16 protein-coding genes are annotated in these 20,102 nt (G+C 34.6%); 10 read left to right on the top strand and 6 right to left on the bottom strand.

The genetic code is table 11. The features are described 5' to 3' along the window. The first annotated feature begins 17 nt into the window (after window positions 1-17). From K6119_RS18735 to K6119_RS18765, 7 genes are all read left to right on the top strand, one after another. Window positions 18-446 carry a GNAT family N-acetyltransferase gene (locus tag K6119_RS18735; RefSeq protein WP_221834748.1) on the top strand — a complete coding sequence of 143 codons (429 nt, stop codon included), beginning with the start codon at window positions 18-20 and terminating at the stop codon, window positions 444-446. A gap of 18 nt (window positions 447-464) precedes the next feature. Continuing rightward, window positions 465-884, top strand: a complete 420-nt coding sequence (locus tag K6119_RS18740) for an RrF2 family transcriptional regulator (RefSeq protein ID WP_221834747.1) — start codon at window positions 465-467, stop codon at window positions 882-884. Window positions 885-949: 65 nt separating this feature from the next. Then, window positions 950-1,180 (top strand): DUF2061 domain-containing protein, encoded by a 231-nt coding sequence (locus K6119_RS18745; protein ID WP_221834746.1) that lies wholly within the window; start codon window positions 950-952, stop codon window positions 1,178-1,180. Between the two features lie 4 nt (window positions 1,181-1,184). Continuing rightward, entirely contained in the window at window positions 1,185-1,817 is a 633-nt protein-coding gene (locus K6119_RS18750; RefSeq protein ID WP_221834745.1) for a phosphoadenosine phosphosulfate reductase domain-containing protein, read from the top strand. A gap of 18 nt (window positions 1,818-1,835) precedes the next feature. Next, entirely contained in the window at window positions 1,836-2,726 is an 891-nt protein-coding gene (cysD, locus tag K6119_RS18755; protein WP_221834744.1) for a sulfate adenylyltransferase subunit CysD, read from the top strand. Window positions 2,727-2,736: 10 nt separating this feature from the next. Continuing rightward, entirely contained in the window at window positions 2,737-3,981 is a 1,245-nt protein-coding gene (locus tag K6119_RS18760; RefSeq protein WP_221834743.1) for a sulfate adenylyltransferase subunit 1, read from the top strand. A 128-nt stretch (window positions 3,982-4,109) separates the two neighbouring features. Next, window positions 4,110-6,761: a T9SS type A sorting domain-containing protein gene (locus tag K6119_RS18765; RefSeq protein ID WP_221834742.1), complete on the top strand. Its 2,652-nt coding sequence runs from the start codon at window positions 4,110-4,112 to the stop codon at window positions 6,759-6,761. A gap of 134 nt (window positions 6,762-6,895) precedes the next feature. On the opposite strand, the gene K6119_RS18770 is transcribed toward K6119_RS18765, so the two are convergent. The 6 genes from K6119_RS18770 to K6119_RS18795 all read right to left on the bottom strand — a co-directional run bounded on the left by K6119_RS18770 (window position 6,896) and on the right by K6119_RS18795 (window position 15,331). Next, window positions 6,896-8,068, bottom strand: a complete 1,173-nt coding sequence (locus K6119_RS18770) for a S1C family serine protease (protein WP_221834741.1) — start codon at window positions 8,066-8,068, stop codon at window positions 6,896-6,898. 137 nt (window positions 8,069-8,205) lie between these two features. Beyond that, complete coding sequence (locus K6119_RS18775; protein WP_221834740.1) at window positions 8,206-8,820, bottom strand: SET domain-containing protein; 615 nt, start codon at window positions 8,818-8,820, stop codon at window positions 8,206-8,208. Window positions 8,821-8,951: 131 nt separating this feature from the next. After that, window positions 8,952-11,576, bottom strand: coding sequence for a GEVED domain-containing protein (locus K6119_RS19470; protein WP_221834739.1), 2,625 nt, complete (start codon window positions 11,574-11,576; stop codon window positions 8,952-8,954). 270 nt (window positions 11,577-11,846) lie between these two features. Continuing rightward, the gene (locus K6119_RS18790) at window positions 11,847-12,869 is read right to left on the bottom strand and encodes an alpha/beta hydrolase family protein (protein WP_221834738.1); all 1,023 of its coding nucleotides are present in this window, start codon (window positions 12,867-12,869) and stop codon (window positions 11,847-11,849) included. Between the two features lie 496 nt (window positions 12,870-13,365). After that, window positions 13,366-13,515 (bottom strand): DUF5989 family protein, encoded by a 150-nt coding sequence (locus tag K6119_RS19510; RefSeq protein WP_221834737.1) that lies wholly within the window; start codon window positions 13,513-13,515, stop codon window positions 13,366-13,368. Between the two features lies 1 nt (window position 13,516). Beyond that, entirely contained in the window at window positions 13,517-15,331 is a 1,815-nt protein-coding gene (locus K6119_RS18795; protein ID WP_221834736.1) for a carbamoyltransferase family protein, read from the bottom strand. Between the two features lie 63 nt (window positions 15,332-15,394). On the opposite strand from K6119_RS18795, the gene K6119_RS18800 reads away from it, so the two are divergent. The 3 genes from K6119_RS18800 to K6119_RS18810 are packed head-to-tail and all read left to right on the top strand — an operon-like array spanning window position 15,395 to window position 20,060. Beyond that, window positions 15,395-16,399, top strand: coding sequence for an SGNH/GDSL hydrolase family protein (locus K6119_RS18800; protein ID WP_221834735.1), 1,005 nt, complete (start codon window positions 15,395-15,397; stop codon window positions 16,397-16,399). After that, window positions 16,389-18,527 carry an RND transporter family protein gene (locus K6119_RS18805; RefSeq protein ID WP_221834734.1) on the top strand — a complete coding sequence of 713 codons (2,139 nt, stop codon included), beginning with the start codon at window positions 16,389-16,391 and terminating at the stop codon, window positions 18,525-18,527. Before K6119_RS18800 ends, K6119_RS18805 begins: the two co-directional genes overlap by 11 nt. Beyond that, on the top strand, window positions 18,528-20,060 hold the full coding sequence (locus K6119_RS18810) for a glycosyltransferase (RefSeq protein WP_221834733.1): 1,533 nt from the start codon (window positions 18,528-18,530) through the stop codon (window positions 20,058-20,060). Window positions 20,061-20,102 lie beyond the last annotated feature (42 nt).

A 20,102-nucleotide genomic window follows, 5' to 3' on the forward strand; every position in this document is an offset into this window, starting at 1 on the left:
AAATTAAAACCTCTTAAATGTCTGAAATTCAAATAGTATTCATTGAAAAAGAAAATATTTCAACAATTATTCCACTCCTAAAAGAATTGAATCAATCAACAAGTGAAGAAACGCTCAAAAAAAGAGTTTTAGAAATGGTTGAACAAAATTATAAATGCCTTGGTATTTATTCCAATAATGAATTAATCGGAATATGTGGCTTGTGGTTTTTAACCAGACATTATTGTGGTAAAACAGTTGAGCCAGATCATGTCTATATTAGTGATGAGTACAAGAGTAAAGGGATTGGTAAGCAATTATTTGAATGGATTTTTGATTATTGTCAACAAAATAATTTGGAGGCAACTGAGTTAAATTCGTACGTTAACAATCCAAGATCACATAAATTTTATTACAATTTAGGTTATGAAATAAAAGGATTTCACTTTTTAAAAATCCTAGAATAGATATATTTGGCCTCCAGAATGTTATCTAAAAAGACAAAATACGCTTTTCACGCTTTAACTTACCTTGGGAAAAAGGAAGATAAAAAGCCAGTGCTTATATCCGACATTGCCGAAAAAACAAGAGTTCCGAAAAAGTTCCTTGAATCAATATTGTTGGATTTAAAAAAGGCCGGAATTTTAACCAGTAAAATGGGAAAGGGTGGAGGATATTATCTATTGAAAGATCCGGAAGATGTTAAACTAGCTGACGTAATCAGAATGTTTAATGGTCCTATAGCATTGTTGCCATGTGTGTCTCTTAATTATTACGAACCCTGTGATGAATGTACTTCTGAAGAAACTTGCGGACTTAATAAAATAATGATTGAAGTTCGTGATGAAACACTTAAAATCGTTGCCAATAAATCCCTTCAGGATATCTTAACTGCGGAGAAATAAAAAAATTTATTGTAATAATCTACTAAATCGATAGAATAAATATATATTTGTCGAAATTTTGTAAAATGTTCATAGATCATTTAATACATAAACGTGGAATCAGAAGAGGAGACTCAACTGTTAAAACAATACTTAAAACTGTAAGTTGGCGCGTTGTAGGTACAGTTGATACCATGGTAATTGCCTTCTTTCTGACAGGTGAGGTAACAATCGCCGTGTCAATAGGGTCAGTGGAAGTCTTTACAAAAATGATCTTGTACTATATACATGAAAGAGTGTGGAATAAATTTATTTGAATTAATGACCGCTATTAAAGAAAATTTGGAGGAATTAAATCTTGAACTTAGAAATGCTTTACCTGAGCAAATTGTGCGTTGGGCATTGAAACAGGGAAATAAAGCCATTGTAACAACGAATTTTAGACCGTATGAAGCTGCAATTTTACATGCTTGTACTCAAGTTTCACCTGCAATAGATGTTATTTGGTGCGATACAGGTTATAATACTCCTAATACATATAAATGTGCTCAACAAATCATAGATCAGTTAAATCTTAAAATAGATTTATTTGTGCCTCAACAAACTTCTGCGTTTAGAGATGCTTTAATGGGAATTCCTTCAGTGGAGGATGATAATCATACTGAATTTACTAGACAAGTAAAGCTTGAACCCTTCCAGCGTGCTATGCAAAAACACCGTCCGGATATATGGTTTACCAATTTAAGAAAAGGTCAAACTGCCTTAAGGGATAAGCTTGATATTCTGAGTTTTGGAAGTGATGGGGTATTAAAAGTAAGTCCATTTTATTATTACTCAGATGAAGACCTGGACACTTATTTATTGGAGCATAATTTACCTAATGAATTCAAATATTATGATCCTACTAAAGCATTGGAAAACAGAGAATGTGGATTGCATACTCTTGTAAAGTAACATTCAAATTATTTAAAAATGGATTATTTAGATCAGTTAGAAGACGAGGCAATCTACATTATGAGAGAGGTTGCAGCCCAGTTTGATAAACCTGTTTTACTTTTTTCAGGAGGCAAAGATTCAATTACTTTGGTGCATTTAGCAATTAAGGCTTTTTATCCTGCCAAAGTTCCTTTTCCGTTGATGCATGTTGATACAGGACATAATTTCCCTGAAACTATTCAATTTAGGGATGAATTGGTGAGTAAGTATGGCTTAAATCTTCATATAGAGTATGTTCAAGATGCTATTGACGCAAATTTAGTGCAGGAAGAATCAGGTAAATATGCCAGTAGAAATGCGCTTCAAACAGTTTCCCTTTTAAATGGAATTGAAAAACATGGTTTCAATGCATGTATAGGAGGTGCCCGAAGAGATGAAGAAAAAGCTAGGGCTAAAGAAAGAATATTTTCTGTAAGAGATGATTTTGGACAATGGAATGCAAAAAATCAACGACCTGAATTGTTTGATTTGCTAAATGGTAGAATTAATCAAGGAGAGAATGTACGTGCATTTCCAATTTCTAATTGGACAGAACTTGATGTGTGGAACTATATCAAAAGAGAGGAAATAGCATTGCCATCTGTCTATTTTGCACATAACAGAAAGGTCTTTTTAAGAGATGGATTAATATGGTCTGACTCTGCATTCATCAACAAATCTGATGATGAAGAAGTAATTGAAAAAATTGTCCGTTTTAGAACAGTTGGGGATATGACATGTACAGCAGCAGTTGAATCATATGCTTCAGATATTGATGCTGTAATTGGTGAAATAATTGCAGCAGAAATTTCAGAAAGAGGAGCAAGAATTGATGACAAACGCTCAGAAGCGGCAATGGAAAAAAGAAAAGAAGTTGGATACTTTTAAACTGAACGAAATGAACATAATTAAAATCTCAACGGCAGGAAGTGTTGATGACGGTAAAAGCACATTAATAGGTAGATTATTGTTTGATACAAATTCACTGTCCAAGGATAAAATAGAGAATATTGAAAGTATTTCAAGACAAAGAGGGCTTGAGGAAACGGATTTATCATTAATCACAGATGGTTTAACAGCTGAAAGGGAGCAAGGGATTACGATAGATGTTGCACATATTTATTTTAATACTTTGAAAAGAAAGTATATCATAGCAGATACTCCGGGACATGTTGAGTATACCCGTAACATGATAACAGGTGCCTCAAATTCTCAAGTTTTTCTAATTCTCATTGATGCTAGAAAGGGAATTATTGAACAAACCAAACGTCATTTGTTTATCGCTTCATTAATAGATATAAAAAACATTGTCTTTGTGATTAATAAAATGGATCTGGTTGGATTTGATGAGCAGGTTTATTTGAATATTTTAAAAGACATTGAGCAACTTGTTGATAAATTTGAGTTGTCTGACAAAAAGCTGATACATATCCCAGTTTCAGCCAAGCTTGGAGATAATGTTGTTAAAAAGTCAAATAATATAAAATGGTATAGCGGACCGGGTTTATTAGAATATTTAGAGAGTTTGGAAGTAGGGCCTTCATTGAATAATAACTTAAGGTTTAATGTTCAATATGTTATACGTCCTCATTCTGATGAATTTCACGATTACAGAGGATATTCAGGCAAAATCACATCAGGTTCAATTAAACTTGGAGATGAAATCAAAGTGTTGTCTTCAGGTCAAAAAAGCAAAGTAAAAACCATCAATAAACACAAAGATAATTTTCTAAGTGCTGTTGCAGGTCAGTCTGTAACTATTGAATTGGAAGATGAAATAGATATTTCAAGAGGGGATATTTTAGTTAAAGTTGAAGATGGGGTTCAAGGTGAAAGATCTATTAATTCTACAATTTGCTGGTTGGATAAGGAGGCGTTGATTCCTCAGAAAAAGTATTTGCTTCAGTACGGATCATCTATTATTCCGGTAAAAGTATCTGAGGTGAAAAGTCAATTGGATTTTGAAACTTTAAAATTTGAGACCAATCCGGATATTGTTAATGTCAATTCTATTAATGAAGTGAATTTAAAAAGTGCATCCCCAATTTTTTTAGACAGGTACAAGGACAATAATAGTAATGGCTATTTCATATTGGTAGATGAAGGCTCTAATAATACAGTGGCAGTGGGGTTTAAGAGCTAATAGTGTTAATTATTAGTTGTTTACGTCAGTCTAACAATTTTTATAAGTAATAATAATTTCTTAACCTAAGCTTCAATTTTATACCTTTGTTCTGTTGTAAATTTGACCTTTAAACTTAATACACGCTTATGAAAAAAGTTATACTTTCAGCCTTATCGGCTATCTTATTGTCTACTGGATTTTCTCAGGTAACTGTAACAATTAATCCGGATAAAGACAATACAATTTTTGAGGAAAACACTTCTAATTCAGATGGAGTTGGTTCCTTGAGATCAGGTTTAACCTGTACAGGAAACATTAGAAGAGCCTTAGTTCATTTTGATATCGCATCAAATATTCCATCAGGAGCAACAATTACCAATGTTACTTTGGATTTAGTGCAAACACAAGTGAGTGGTAGTGCAACAAGTGCTGATTATAGTCTTCATGTCCTTACTGAAGATTGGGGAGAAGGAACTTCTTTGGCAACTGGAGGATCAGGTGCTACAGCAACGGCCGGAGATGCAACTTGGTTAGAGAACTTTTTTGGAACTTCAAATTGGACAACAGCCGGAGGTTCATTCAATGCTTCACCTTCAGCAACAACAACTGTGGCCACAACTTTGCAAACATACAATTGGAGTTCAGCTCAGATGGCAACTGATGTACAGTCATGGTTAACAACTCCTGCTAACAATTTTGGATGGGCCTTAATAGGACCAGAAGGAACAACTTGTTCTTCAAGAAAATTTGACAGTAAAGATGTTGGAACTGCTCCTGTTTTACATGTTACTTACACATGTACAGGTGGAACAATGACTGCAACTTGTCAGAATACAACAGTATTTTTGGATGCTGCCGGTAACGGAACGTTAAATGCACAAGATTTAGATGGAGGTTCTTCATCAACTTGTGGAGGGCCTTATACTTATTCAGCTTCTCAAACTGCTTTTACTTGTTCAGATATTACAACTCCTGGAACGAGTTTGGTAATTACATCTGTTTTTGATGGACCTTTAACTGGTGGACTACCAAAAGGTGTTGAATTGTATGTTATTAATGATATTCCTGATTTAAGTGCATATGGAATTTCTTCTGCCAATAATGGAAGTGGTACTACTGCTGGTCCTGAATTTGTTTTTCCGGCTGATGCTGTAAGTGCAGGAACTTATATATATGTTGGTTCTGAAGCGCCAATGTTTACTACTTATGTAGGATTTGCCCCTGACTATACGACAACTGCCGTAAATGTTAATGGTGATGATGCAATTGAATTGTATGAAGGTAATACAGTAATTGACATTTTTGGTGATGTAAATGTGGATGGAACAGGACAAGCTTGGGAGTATCTTGATGGATGGGCATATAGAAATAGTTCAACAGGACCTGACGGTTCTACTTTTAATGCAGGAAACTGGACTTTCTCTGGTCCAAATGTTTTAGATCCTTGTTCAGCTGCTACCAACTCAACTTGTGGTTCAGTAATTCCTTTTGGATCTTATACAACAGCTTCTACTGCGGGAATGATGGTAACTTTAACAGTAAATGACCAATTCGGAAACTCAGGAACATGTGATGCTTCTGTAATTGTTGCAGATACGCTTGCCCCAACAGTTAGTTGTATTACTTCTGGTACATTTAACTTAGATGGTGCCGGAATGTTAACATTAACACCTGGGGATATTGATAATGGATCGGTAGACAACTGTAGTGCTGTTACATTGTCTCTTTCACAAACAGATTTTACATGTGCAGACATAGGAAGTAACACCATCACTTTGTATGCAGAGGATGCATACGGAAACATAGATTCGTGTACTACAACTATCACAATTCAACAGTCAAATCCTGTAATTATTACTGTTAATGGTTCAATCAATCCTACTTGTTTTGGTGATACAGATGGTTCAATTGATGTAACTACAACAGGAGGTTCTACAGCATATACATTTGATTGGGATAATGACGGAACAGGTGACAATGATGATACAGAAGATTTAAGTGCATTGTCTGCTGGTGTTTACATTTTAGTTGCCACAGATGGTAATGGATGTTCAGCTACAGAAACAGTGACATTGACGGATTCTGCTCAAATTACTTTAGCTTTCGCTACAACTGATGTTACATGTGCAGGATTATCAGATGGAGAAATCGACATGACTGTAACAAATGGAAATGCTCCAATTTCTTTTGATTGGGACAATGACGGAACAGGTGATAATGATGATACAGAGGATTTAACTGGATTGATTGCAGGAACTTATAACGTTACTGTAACTGATAATGACGGATGTACTGCCACTGGTAGTGCAACAATTAATGATGGTGCAACAGTTGATGTTACTGTTACACAAAACAATTTGACTTTGACTGTGGCAGAAACAGGTGCAACTTATCAATGGTTAACATGTCCTGATTATGGAGTGATCAATGGAGAGACTTCACAATCATACACTGCACCTGGTGATGGAAGTTATGCAGTAATGGTTACAAATAGTAACAGCTGTGTAGATACTTCTGACTGTATGGTTATATCAGGGTTTGATGGAATTAACGAAGATTTTTTAAATTCAGTTGCTGTTTATCCAAATCCAACTAACGGAACTGTTTTTGTTGAAGTTAATGCAATACCAAATGGAACTATTCAGTTGATAGATATTAATGGAAGAGTTATAATTGAAAAAGCCATAGTTACTGAAAAAACAGTACTTGGTTTAGATGCATTTGCCAATGGAATTTACTTTGTAAAAGTGAACGCTGCTCAAGGAGTAGTTACTAAAAAAGTTACTTTGCAGAGATAGAAAATAAGAACTTCAGAAATGAAAAGGGCTTTCGAAAGATGGCCCTTTTTTTTATGAAAAAATCCCCAATTAGTTCAAGATGGGACATCCTTTCACCAATTGGGGAACCTTATGATTACTAACTTCTAACTATATTATTCCATGATAATTTCAACTTGTTTTTGAATCTCTCCTCTTTGTACCGTCATGATAACTTTGTCCCCTGGATTATACATGGCAATAATTCCTTGTAATTCTGAAGTAGAATTAACATCCTTCTCTCCAACAGCCAAAATGATATCTTTTACTTTCATTTCGTTCTTGGCCGCATTTCCTCCTTCTATTACTCCCGTAACTACAACTCCCTTGTCTGTAGATAAACTATTTAGTTGCTGTACTTCAGAGTTGTTGTCCATTATGTTCACACCTAACTGCACTCTGTGAACTTCACCATATTTGATCAAATCGTATGTGATCTTCTTGACAATATTAGATGGTACTGCAAATGAATATCCTGCATAATAACCCGTTCCGGATGCTATTGCAGTGTTGATTCCAACTAGCTCTCCAAATTGATTTACCAATGCTCCTCCAGAATTTCCTGAATTAACGGCAGCATCTGTTTGAATAAAAGATTCTATCGGAAATATTTTTTCTTCAGGATTGTAATTGGAAGTCAACAAGTCAATGTTTCTGTTTTTAGCACTCACAATTCCTGCTGTTACGGTTGATTGCAGATTTAACGGATTTCCTACCGCCAATACCCATTCTCCAAGCTTTAAATCATCTGAATTTCCAAATTCGCAATACTTTAAATTATGGGCATCTACTTTAATTACTGCTAAATCTGTAGAAGGATCTGTTCCTATTAATGTAGCGTCATATTTTCTGTTTCCAAGTGTTACCGAAATATCGCTGGCATCTTGTACTACATGATTGTTGGTAACAATGTGCCCTTCAGGTGAAATTACTACTCCTGATCCTGCCGCTTCTCCATGTCTTTCTCTTTTGCGGTAAGCATCTTCTCCATAAAACAACTTCATAAAGGGATCAAAAGTGATTTCTTCCTTCACAAAATGTGTTTGTACGTGTACAACAGATTGTACAGTTTTTTCTGCTGCGCCGGTCAAATCAACTTGATTAGAACTTCCTGTTTTAATGCGATTATCTGACAATTGAACATCATATACAGATGCATCTTCAATTTTTGGTTTGTTGTCTTCTTTTACAATTACTGTTTCTGGCTTTACATAATGTAAAGTGATTTGCACACCTGCAAAAGTTCCAACTAATCCAGCTACAAATCCTACTAATACCGTGTTTTTCATTTTTCCTCCTTTGCTGTGGTTAATAATTATAAAAAATCTGTTTTTATTATTTAGAACGCACAAATTGGAAAAACGTATCAGGGATAGTTTTAAAAAATGTTAAAGAAAAAAATCTCCCTTTTTGAGGGAGATTTTAGTTATTGTAATCCGTTTGCTTTAAAATTATTTTGCTGTGGAAAGTAATTCAGAAGTATAGAGTCCATTAATGCTTGACCTTCTGAAATTTGAAGTACTCTGTTCCAATTTTCTTCATTGATCATTTTGCGCAATGGTTGATCTATTTTAGGAATCAACGGAAAAACCCTTTGTATTTTTTTATCCCATGTCTTGTGATATTTCAACAAATCATTGGGATAAACAATTTTTCTTTTGGTGCCTTCATCAATTCCCCTAAAAGGTTGACTAATGTTAAGGTACCCATAATCATCTGTCAATTGTTCACCAGCTTGTATATCTCTGATGGCAATTTCAAAATCATATGCTGTTGTTAAGCAGTTTGAATTAAAACTGTGGTTAACAAAACGTCCATGATCCCAACACAATACAAAATTACCTTTGTTGTTTCTAAATGTGTAAGTGTCCAATATCTCTTGATAAGTGGCAGACATTTTATCGAAATCGTCTACAGAGAATTCTCTGTCTAAATCATCTAAAACCCAGGTAATTGTTCCGGCAGGGATAAAAGAAGTGGCTACAACCCCGTAACCAACTTCGCGGCTGATGAATTTCAGCTCGGTGTCAGGATGAATCATCTATTTATAGCTAATATATCATACTACTAAATGTATGTAAAAACTAAATTGAGTGTATCAGTTAGTATAAAATTTAACACAAAAAAAAGGCCCCAAATAATTGAGGCCCTTTAAAGTAAGCACAGTCTAACTTATTTGACTAATACGAGTTTTGATTTCATGGTTAGTTCTGCGTTGTATGCTACTACGTAATATGTGCCTGTAGCAAAGCCTGTAAGATCTATTGTATTTGCACTTGCACCATTAGCAAATGTGTCATTGTAAATAGCTCTTCCTTGAATGTCATAAATTGTTACCTGTACTTCTTCATTGATATCTGCAATTTGTAAGTTGAAGATGCCTTTAGTTGGGTTAGGATAAATGCTCAATTCAGGAGTAGTTGTTTGAACTGCTTCCTCAACAGATCCAATGTCTTTACTACCTGAAACTATAGTTACGGTGTAATCTTCTACTTCTCCGTAGCTGAATGCTTCGCATGATGAAGATGCTGCATTATATTTCATACTAACACGCATACGAGTTGATCCGGTATTTGCATTTGCAGGAATTGTCAAGTTTCCATTAACAGTACTGTTAGACATAGCACCTGCGTCAAACACAAGTTCATTGGCATCTAAAAAGTCCCCATCTTTATTGAAGTCAATCCAAACCTTCCAGTATTCTTGATAAGTTTGACCACTGAAACCAGGAGTTAAAGTAAGATTGTAGCTATTCCCTGTGGTCAATGATGTAGATTGTGAAGTGTAATCTGCATAACCACCATCATTTCCTGAACTGCTATTTAAAGTACCTAATTGCACTCCGGCAATCCATTCGTATGTTGAGTTGTTTCCTTGAGAGGTACAATAAGTTACAGCCTGACCAGCTTCAATGATGTTTAATGTATAATCTTCAACTTCACCATAGCTGAAAGCTTCACAAGGAGACTGAGAAGCATTATATTTCATACTAACACGCATTCTTGTCTCACCAACTAACGCATTAGATGAAATTGTGATTGCTCCATTTACAGTTGATGAGGACATTGTCCCGGCATCAAAAGCTAATTCTCCATTGTCGTCAAAGTCACCATCCTGATTGTAATCGATCCAAACTTTCCAGTATTCGTTGTAGCTTGATGAAGCAAAACCTGGAGTTAAGCTAATGTTGTACGACTGATCTTTTTGAACATCTGTTGCGATTGATGTATAGTCATGATATCCTTGATCACTTCCAGAACTGTTGTTGATATCCGCCATTGTTACATTCGCAATCCACTCATATGAAGCATCATTTCCTTTGCTATGACAATAAGAAGTTGAAGGAATTTGAGATTGTCCATTTACAATGTTAACACTGTAATCTTCCACTTCTCCATAATCAAATGTTTCACATGCAGTTGATGCACCGTTATATTTCATGGCTACTCTCATCTTTGTTTGTCCAATAGTAGCGTTGTTTGATACAGTGAATGTTCCGTTTACTGTAGTTGAAGACATATTTCCGGCATCAAATACTAACTCTCCCGGATCATCAAAATCTTGATCTTGATTGTAATCAATCCAGATTTTCCAGTATTCATTATATGTTTGATTGCTAAAACCTGGAGTTAATTCAATTAGATATGCATTTCCTTTATTTAGGTCAGTTGAAATAGATCCACTAAAGTCTTCGTATCCTCCATTGTTTCCACTGCTGTGGTTGATAGCACCAACTTTTACTTTTGCAATCCATTCATAACTTGCGTCTGATCCATTACTTCCGCAATAGGCTGAAGGTGGTGGAGTAGTTCCTCCTCCTGATCCACCACAAGCCGTAGATGATAAGATACTTTCTCTAAATCCTCCGGCTGAGAACAATGCGTGCATTCTTGATTTTTGTCCATTTGTGAACATATTCATACATGCATCATCAACATAATCCATGTAATTCATATACATATCATAAGAATTACAAGTAGATGTTGGCCAAGATGGACAACCGTAATGAGCATCACCGGCAATTGGTGTATCATTTACATAGTCATCTACACTACATCCTCCATCTCCCCAAATATGTCTCAGGTTTAACCAGTGTCCTACTTCATGTGTAGCAGTTCTACCTTTGTTAAAAGGAGCAATTGCAGTTCCTGTAGTTCCAAAGTACTTGTATCCGATAACTACACCATCTGTAGCGGCAGATCCTGATCCCGGAAATTGAGCATATCCTAAAACTCCTCCACCAAGATCACATACCCATAGGTTTAGGTATTCGCTGGCAGGCCATGCATTTTTTCCACCATAGTTGTTGTATTTAACATAGTCGTTAGTAGAAAAAGATGTGTTGCTAGTATAGGTTCTTGTGATTCCGTCTGTAGCATTACCATTTGGATCTGTTGAAGCCAAACAGAATTCAATTTCTACATCCGCGGCATCTCCAGCAAAATAGGAAGGAGTATTTGATGCATCATCATTTAATCTTCTGAAATCTTTGTTTAATACATCAATTTGAGATAGAATTTGAGCATCTGAGATATTCTCAGCTGAAGTGTTGTAAACAACGTGCACTACTACCGGAATTGTTACTACGTTTCCTGCTCTGTCTTGATGATCATGCTGATGATTTTGAATGTAGCGATTAGTATGCGCTTCAATTTTGTCCATTTGAGCTGAGGTTCTCGGGAATTGAGTTTTTAGCTCTTCTAAATGTTGCATTGTTCCACAGTTTCTTTGAGCATTTACTTGAACTGCGGCAAGCATAGAAAGACCAAAGATGGCCGATCTTAAGGGTTTTTTCATGATGTTGTTTTTTAAGGTTCGGCAAGCGATTTACGAGTAATATTTAATAAAACCAAATACAACTGTGATTATTTTAACAAATATTCCTATGCAAGCATTGTTAATAAGTGCCTCTAAATCGATATGGATGAGGCTTTGAAGGGTGTTAATAATTTTTCAATAATAAAATTGAAGTATTAATTATTTCACAGATTGAATTGAGCTTTTGGAAGCCATTTTTTGAATATCTGATTTAAAAAGATAGGTTTATCACATACTTAACCTCAGGAATTACTTAACTACCAAATGAGGAACTTCGTCAAAATCCTGATCGTTTTTTACATATTTATCTAACCACATGTGTATTGATTCATACATCTCATCTTGGTATGATGATAATCCATGATTTCCTTTTTTATAAGAAATGTAAGTATGGGGGAAATTAATTTTACTCAACTTTTGGTGTAAATCCCTTGCCATGTCCGGATGACAACGATCATCTTTATCACCATGTAGCATTAATAGCTTTGTGTCAACACACAATTCATTTACCCATTCATTTGCTGATCTGGCATTCAAGGCAAATTCTGTAGAATCATTGTAGTTGGGTATAAGTTCAGCAAAAACATGAGATTCCATATCAGGCCGTTTTTCTTTCATGACATTTAAATCAGATAATGCCCCAACCACAATAGCAGCTTTAAATTGGCAACTTTCCTTCATGGCTAAATAGTTCATCATTCCACCTCTGCTAATGCCCAGCAAACCAATTCTGCTGGTATCGGCCATTTCTATTTGTCCCAAAGCCGGAACAAGGTTAAGTACATCATTCACATCAGAGCCTCCAAATTCTTCTTTTCCTTCACTATTTGAGTTACCGCGGTAATTAGATCCTATAACCACGTATCCTTCAGCAGCAATTCTTCCAAAATGAGTCAATGCTGTTCCTACCAACAATTGTCCAAAATCTCTGTTCCCTCCGCGATTAAAAATCACACAAGGATATTTGCTTTGCCTTTTAGGAACCGCCATGAATCCAGTAACCATGAATCCATCACTGTCATATACCACACTGTAGATGTCGATACTGTCAACAAACTCAAATCCTTTTTTTGGAGTTCCATTTTTCAATACATGTCCTGCAATAGGCGTTTGCGTCCAATCCACTAGTTTGGTTTTGATCAATTCATCTTTTTCAAAATCTCCCCAAACTTCTCTTGCATTACTAGGTTTTTGTTCATGCGAATGATTGTGTTGCGCATTTGAAAAAATGGGTAAACTAAGGCTTATCGCTAAAAGGAAAGTAGATTTCATAATTTGGTTTTAGTATTGAATTCATTCTTTGTGAAAAAGTAACAAAAGCTGATTTAAAATTTTCACTAAGTGATCAAAAAGTACGTATTTGGAATTTTTATAAAATTGTTTTTTATATTGATTCTCAAGGAAAAGGAAGCACTGCCGATCCATATTTTAGATCTTTTACTACCAAGTAATACTTAGCCCATTTTTTGAAGATCGTTCAAGTCAGTACTTTTAACTATGCTTGACTGATTTTTTTTGCTGAATAATCTACTTATAATTGACAAGGGAGTGATTATTATAAAGAAAAGTACTCCTAAAAGTAAGGTATTGCCAATCGCTTCCATTACCAAATTGATATATTTCCATAAGTAGAAATTGATATATCTGATAATTTCAAATGCTAAACTGCAAATCAAAAATAAAGCAGCAATAATGATCACTTCTTTGGTCGGGTAAAAGTATCCGATTAACAAGATTAACAATATGCTTAATAAGACTTCTTTGAACATTAAAAGATAGGGTAAAAGAAGGCGCTTAAACCTGTGGTTGAACCTATTACAAGAATTACAGCCATAAAAAACAAGATTAAAAATATCGGCCAAAGCCAGTATTTCTTACGCTTTTTTAAAAAATGCCAAAATTCTCCTGTAAAGCTCATTTTAATTTTTTCGGATTATAGTTTTGTTAATTACCAGCACATCAATAGCGGTGGAATCAAAAGTATCAATAATTTCTTCCAGATCATTTACAATTGGCTGTCCTCCTGTATTAAAACTTGTGTTTAATAAAATGGCATCTCCCGTTTGGTTTTTTACCTCTTTCAGTAATTGAAACAAAGGATGGTTTTCATTTTCAATTACTTGAAGTCTTGCAGAATAATCAACATGAGTAACCGCTTCAAATTTTGAGGTAGGAATTTTGGTTTTTTCCTGAATAACCAAATTGTTAAAATTCTCAGCTAAGGGAATACGATATTCCTCCTTTATTTTAGCAACGTATTGCATGTAGGGTGCGGCTTTCAAAAAATCAAAGTACTTTTCAGCTTCCTCTTTTAGCATAACAGGAGCAAAGGGTCTAAAATCCTCTCTTTTTTTAATGTCCGAATTGATTTTAGTCTTATTTTCCATGTAAGACGGATTTGCTAAAATAGATCTGGCTCCTAATGCCCTTGGTCCAAATTCAGATCTATCCTGTACCCAACCAATAATCTTGTTTTGTTTTATTAATGCTGCAACTTCCTGATAAAATGAAAGTTCATCTCCATATTTTTGAGTCTGCCATTGTTCTTTCAGGTATTTATCAATAAAACGATCACTGATAGCAGTACCCACCATTCCATTTTGCATTAAATCCTTAGCTCCTTTTTTATCAGGACTAATTTTGTTTAGAAGATAATAAGCATGTAAAGCGGCACCTAATGCTCCTCCCGAATCTCCGGCTGCCGGTTGAATCCAAAGGTCATTAAATATGTTTGATTGATGAATTTTACCATTGGCTACAGAGTTATAGGCAATTCCTCCAGCCATCACTAAATTTTCTAAATCAGTAGCGGTTTTAGCTTTTTGAACTAGCTGTAGCATTATCTCTTCAGTAATTCTTTGGATTGCTAAAGCCAAATTCGCATGCTTATTGTCAATACCTTCGTTTGGTCTTCTTTGAGTCATTCCAAACAATGATTCCCATTTACTTTGATTGATCATCTTTTCCCTTACATGAAAAGCAAAATAAGAGAGATTAAGTGTAAAACTTCCATCATCATTGATGTTGATCAACTCATTTTTAATCAAATCATAAAACCTTTTAAACTCCTCACTTTGATCATCTCCGTATGGTGATAATCCCATCATTTTATATTCACCATTGTTGACTTTGAATCCTAAAAAGGCAGTAAAGGAACTGTACAGCATTCCCAATGAATGAGGAAACTGCTGTTCAAATAAAAGTTCAAAATCATTACCATTGGATTTACCTATTGAAATAGTGGCCCATTCTCCAACACCATCTACAATTAGAAATGCTGCCTTGTTATAAGGAGAAGGGTAAAAGGCTGAAGCAGCATGTGAAATATGATGATGCGTAAAGTAAATTTGAGCTTTTTTGATACCGTGATCTGCATCAATTTTATCTAGCTCCTTCAGAATAGTTTTTCTTAAGTTCAGTTTACCATTCAACCATTGTGGAATCATTTTTCTGAACATCAAAAATCCTTTGGGTGCAAATCTGAAAGAATTGTCAACTAGTCTTTCAAATTTTAAAAAAGGTTTTTCATAAAACACAATGGCATCAATATCTTTCAATTGATATCCGGTTTCATGCATACATCTTTTTATAGCAATCACAGGGAATGAAGGGTCGTGTTTAATTCTTGAAAGACGCTCTTCTTCAATAGCGAACACAAGCTGACCATTAACAGTTAAGCAAATAGCTGCATCATGAAAATAAGCAGAGATTCCAAGAATTATTCCTTGCTTCATAAGTGGTCTAAAAATAACTTTTCTAGAGGGGAATTTTTATTTTTGGATATATAAAATTTCGTTGTGCGCATCTTAAAGAAATTATTTAAAGTTTTAATCTACCTAATCGTAGTAGCAGCCTGCCTGGAAATAGCATTGTTAATACTTGGTTATCGCGCATATACCAATGTAGATTATAAAATTACATCTGTTCCTGAAGATCCTTTTATTGGAGATGAAAAGAAGGGGTTTCAATTAAATCCGGGTGTATATGAAATGACATTAAATGAAGGGCATCACTTTAAGGCGACACATCTAAATGACGGAACAAGGCTTACAGTTGGTAAGTCAGATTCGGCCAAAGCCAATATTCATTTGCTTGGTTGCTCTATTACATACGGATATGGTGTAAATGATGAACAGACTTTCGCCTCAGTTTTACAAAAGAAATTTCCTGATTACAACATTATTAATCATGGTGTAATGGGATACGGCTCAGTGCAATCATGTATGCAGTTAAAAGAACTAAAAGCAGAAAATGATGGGGACATGGTTTTTTTAATGTTTTCAAAACAACATTTAATCAGAAATACTTTGTCGCAGGAATTTAGATCACACTTAAAAATAGGATTTGAAAATTCATCTAAGGATCTCAATAATAAAATGGGAGATGCTGCATTTCCTTGCGTCTCAGAATGCGGAGGGGAGATTTCTTTTGTAAAATGGAATGAGTTATATGAGAATTATCCGGGTAGAGAATGGTTGGCTTCAATCAACTTTATTCAAACCACTATTGATCAAGCTTCAGATAACAAAGAACGACAGGTTGAAGTTAGTGCTTGCGTAATTAATGATATGCTTGATAAGTGTTTAGATAAGCGATTTATTTTTGGAATAGCATGCATTGATGATAATGAAAATACTGACCATGTAAAAAGTAAAGTAAAGTGTAATAATTGGTTAGATATTGGATTTGATTTTGAGAATAACAATCTCACTAACTATCCCTATGATACTCACCCAAACGCCGAAGGTCATAAAGTAATCGCAGACAAGTTGGCCCAATTTATCATTGAACTTGAGAAATAAAGTAAATACACTTTTATTATTAATTGCGCTTGCTATCATTGCTTTGGGAGCAGGCATTATTCCTCACCTCAAGTTTGCTAATAATTTTGATGACTATAGCATTCTCTCAGAAAAGAGTATAAGTGAAATTCGTTCTTTTCAACATCAATTTAAAGATTATCCCACTCAGGATGTACTGATTTTGAAATCCACAGCTTCAGATAATTGGCATACAAAAAAGGGAATTAAGCAGATAAGTGCAATCACGGATCTATTGGAAACTAAATTCCCCAACAATACCTTTTCTTCTATTTCAAATTTTAGAATGCCTAAAAAAGGTGCTTTTGGTGTCAAAAATCCACTGCTTATTAATGATTCACTTTATGTTGATATACATCAGTTAAGTAGGGATTATCAAGATGTATTTCCAAAATTCATTTCTAAAAATGGGAACTATGCGCTTATATATGTTTCTAGGGATTCAGTATTGGAAGGGACTCATATCAAAGCGGAAGTCAGTGATGTGTTTCCTAATGATCAGCTCATTTTTTACAGTGAAAATGAGCTTTGGAATGGAATGAAATCTGAAACGCAAGAAAGTCTTTGGTTTACCATGGGCAGTATTTGTATATTGATTTTGGGATTGTTTTATGCGTTGAGCGGATCTTTGAAAGCACTGGTGATTTTGTTGCTAATGTTATTGATGAATCTCAGTATCACGTTCTTATTAATATTTGTTTTTGATTTCAAAATAACTGCTCATCTTACAACTTTACCGGGCTTAGTAGCAGTAATGACCTTTAGTGACGTAATGCATGTACTGTATTTTAAATACCGTCAAATTCAAGGACAAGAAAGTAGTAAATCTCAATTAATACTGGCATTAATTTTTACAACATTGTCTAATTGTATTGGGTTTGGATTGTTTCTTTCGTTTTCTGAGAATCAACTGATTTTAGAATTAAGTTGGATAGGGATTTGTAGTTTGACTTTGGCTTTGCTTTTTGCAAAAGGATTGTTGTTTTTGTATCAACCAAAGCAATTAAAATTCAATCAGAGAATCATTAATTATATCAATAATCTTGGAGAAAAATGGACCAATAGTAATCGACTGAAAACCTTGTTTTATGCACCAGTATTGATATTTACAATAACAGGAAGTTTTGAAGTATATAGAAAAATTGTGATTGATTATCCAACGACTGTTTCAATTGAATCTGAGCATGAATGGGAGCAAGGTTTAGCAATTTTAGCCAATGAATTTTATGGCAGTAAACAAGTGCAAATTGGTGTTAGTTTGCAAAGAGATTTAAGGTTTACTGATCAAAAGGTGATTCAAATGATAGGCAAGCTTGAAGGGCATATTAATGAACATTTTAAACCAATGTATGTTTCTTCGCCCAATCAAGTATTACGGAGATTTAATCGCTTTTACAAATTTGGTAGAAAAGAGGAGTTTATCATTCCGGAAGTAATGAGCGAAAATTATATTGATGCCTTTGAGAAATCAAAGAAAAAAGCAGGTTGGCGTGAAGTGGTAAGTGAGCATGAACGTGAAGGTCGACTCATTTTTGGATTCAATAAAGCAGGGATTCCTCAAAGGATGGATTTGTACAAAGAATTAGAGAATCAAATATCAAAGCTTGAATCCATGGAATTGGAAGGTGCTGTCTATTCTGAAGATTATGCTAAGGACATGGAAGAGTGGGGTTTTATTCAATTAGCAATCAAGGCATTTGGAATCACTATTTTGCTTATGACATTGGTAATGCTTATTATCAGTAAACATATTTTAACCGCATTAAAGTTTATGTTTGTCAACCTGTTTCCAATGGTATTAGCTTTGGTTTTATTCATTTTTATAGGAATAGAACTTAATTCAGTGTCTATTTTCATGTTGTCCATCTTATTGGGGATTTGCCTGGACGATTCTATTTATCTGGTGATTTACAAAAAAAATACAGGGTATTCTCAGCAAGTTTATTATCCAATAATTGTTACTACCCTTATTCTTTCAGTTGGTATGCTAGGATTTGGAATGTCGTCCTTTGATTGGTTGGCGGGATTTTCTATTGTATTTTTTAGTTCATTCTTAACAGCATTGTTGGCAGATGTAGTTATTTTAGGGGGATCAAAAAAAGCTGTTTAAGTGAACATTGCACTTTCCATATTAGGATGTTTTTGGGTCTTAGTTAATTTGATACTCCTTGTATTTGTGGTAAGTGAGCTTTTTTTATTGCTCAATGTGTTCTTCAAAAAAAGAGCAAAACAACATGCTGAAAACCCCAAAGATTGGCCTTTAGTGTGTATTCAACTTCCTATTTATAATGAGAAATATGTAGTAAACAGGCTAATTGATCAGGTTTGTCTGATGGATTATCCATTAGATAAATTAGAAATTCAAATATTGGATGATTCTACTGATGATACATCTGACATAGTTACGGATTATTTAAAGGATGAGCGATTTAAGCAGTTTCAGATTCATCATGTTAGGAGAGGAAATAGAGAAGGGTATAAGGCCGGTGCACTAGATCATGGAATGCAATTGAGCAAAGCAGATTATTTTGCCATTTTTGATGCAGACTTTTTACCCGATCCCCAATTTTTAAAATCAACGGTTCCCTATTTATTGAGTAAGAAAGTGGGGGTGGTACAAAGCAGATGGTGCCATATCAATGAAGATGATTCTTACATCACTAAAGCAGAAGCAATGATGTTAGATGCTCATTTTGGAATTGAGCAGCAAGGTAGATCTGAGGGTGGTCACTTTATCAACTTTAACGGTACCGCAGGAATTTGGAAAAGAAGTTGCATTGATGATGCCGGAGGATGGCAAGGAGATACTTTAACAGAAGACTTGGATCTTAGTTTTAGGGCCCAAATGAGACATTGGAAAGTACATTATTTGTTTAATTTAAAATCTCCCTCTGAGTTACCACTGACATTTAGTGCGTACAGAAATCAACAATACAGATGGTCAAAAGGTGCTGCGGAATGTGTGCGTAAAAATTTAAAAGCACTGTGGAAATCTCCGGTAACAATAAGTACAAAAGTGATTGGGTCCTTACATCTCTTTAATAGCTCAGTTTATTTATTGATGATCCTTTTGCTGGTGATGGCTCCTTTTGTATTTTTTATCAAACAAGATGATTATTACAATAACTGGATTGTAGAAAACAGTGCCTATCTTGGTGTAATCGTCAACGGAATATTATTGACTATTCTTTTTTGCGGTAAACTCATATGTGGTAAAACCAAGTTTATTCAAATACTAGATTTTATTCCGACTGTATTTATGTTTTTCAGTATATCAATGGGGATTAGTCCGCATATGGTAGCTGGAGTTTTGCAGGGGTACAGGGGTAAAAGATCTGAATTTGTGCGTACACCAAAGTTTGGAGATAAGCTAGAGATTGGAAAGAACACTTCAAAAAAATACGGTCAAAAATCTGCCTTTGATTTAAGAATTGTTGAGGTTATACTTTTTTGTTACGGTATTTTTTGGATGATTGTAGGCATATACAGTCTTAATTTCTTTACCATATTGTACAGTTCAATTTTACTGACAGGCTTTTCTATAGCTTTATTTTTTCCTCATAAAAGCTTTATGAATAGAAGTAAAAAGTCATTTCAAAATAAATCTCAGTCAATGACTAATGAGGTTTTTCAAAAAGCATAATTACTGATTTATATAGTTACTAAAACGTTTAGTTATTAATTG

Source organism: Paracrocinitomix mangrovi (genome assembly GCF_019740355.2).
Lineage (GTDB): Bacteria > Bacteroidota > Bacteroidia > Flavobacteriales_D > Crocinitomicaceae > Paracrocinitomix > Paracrocinitomix mangrovi.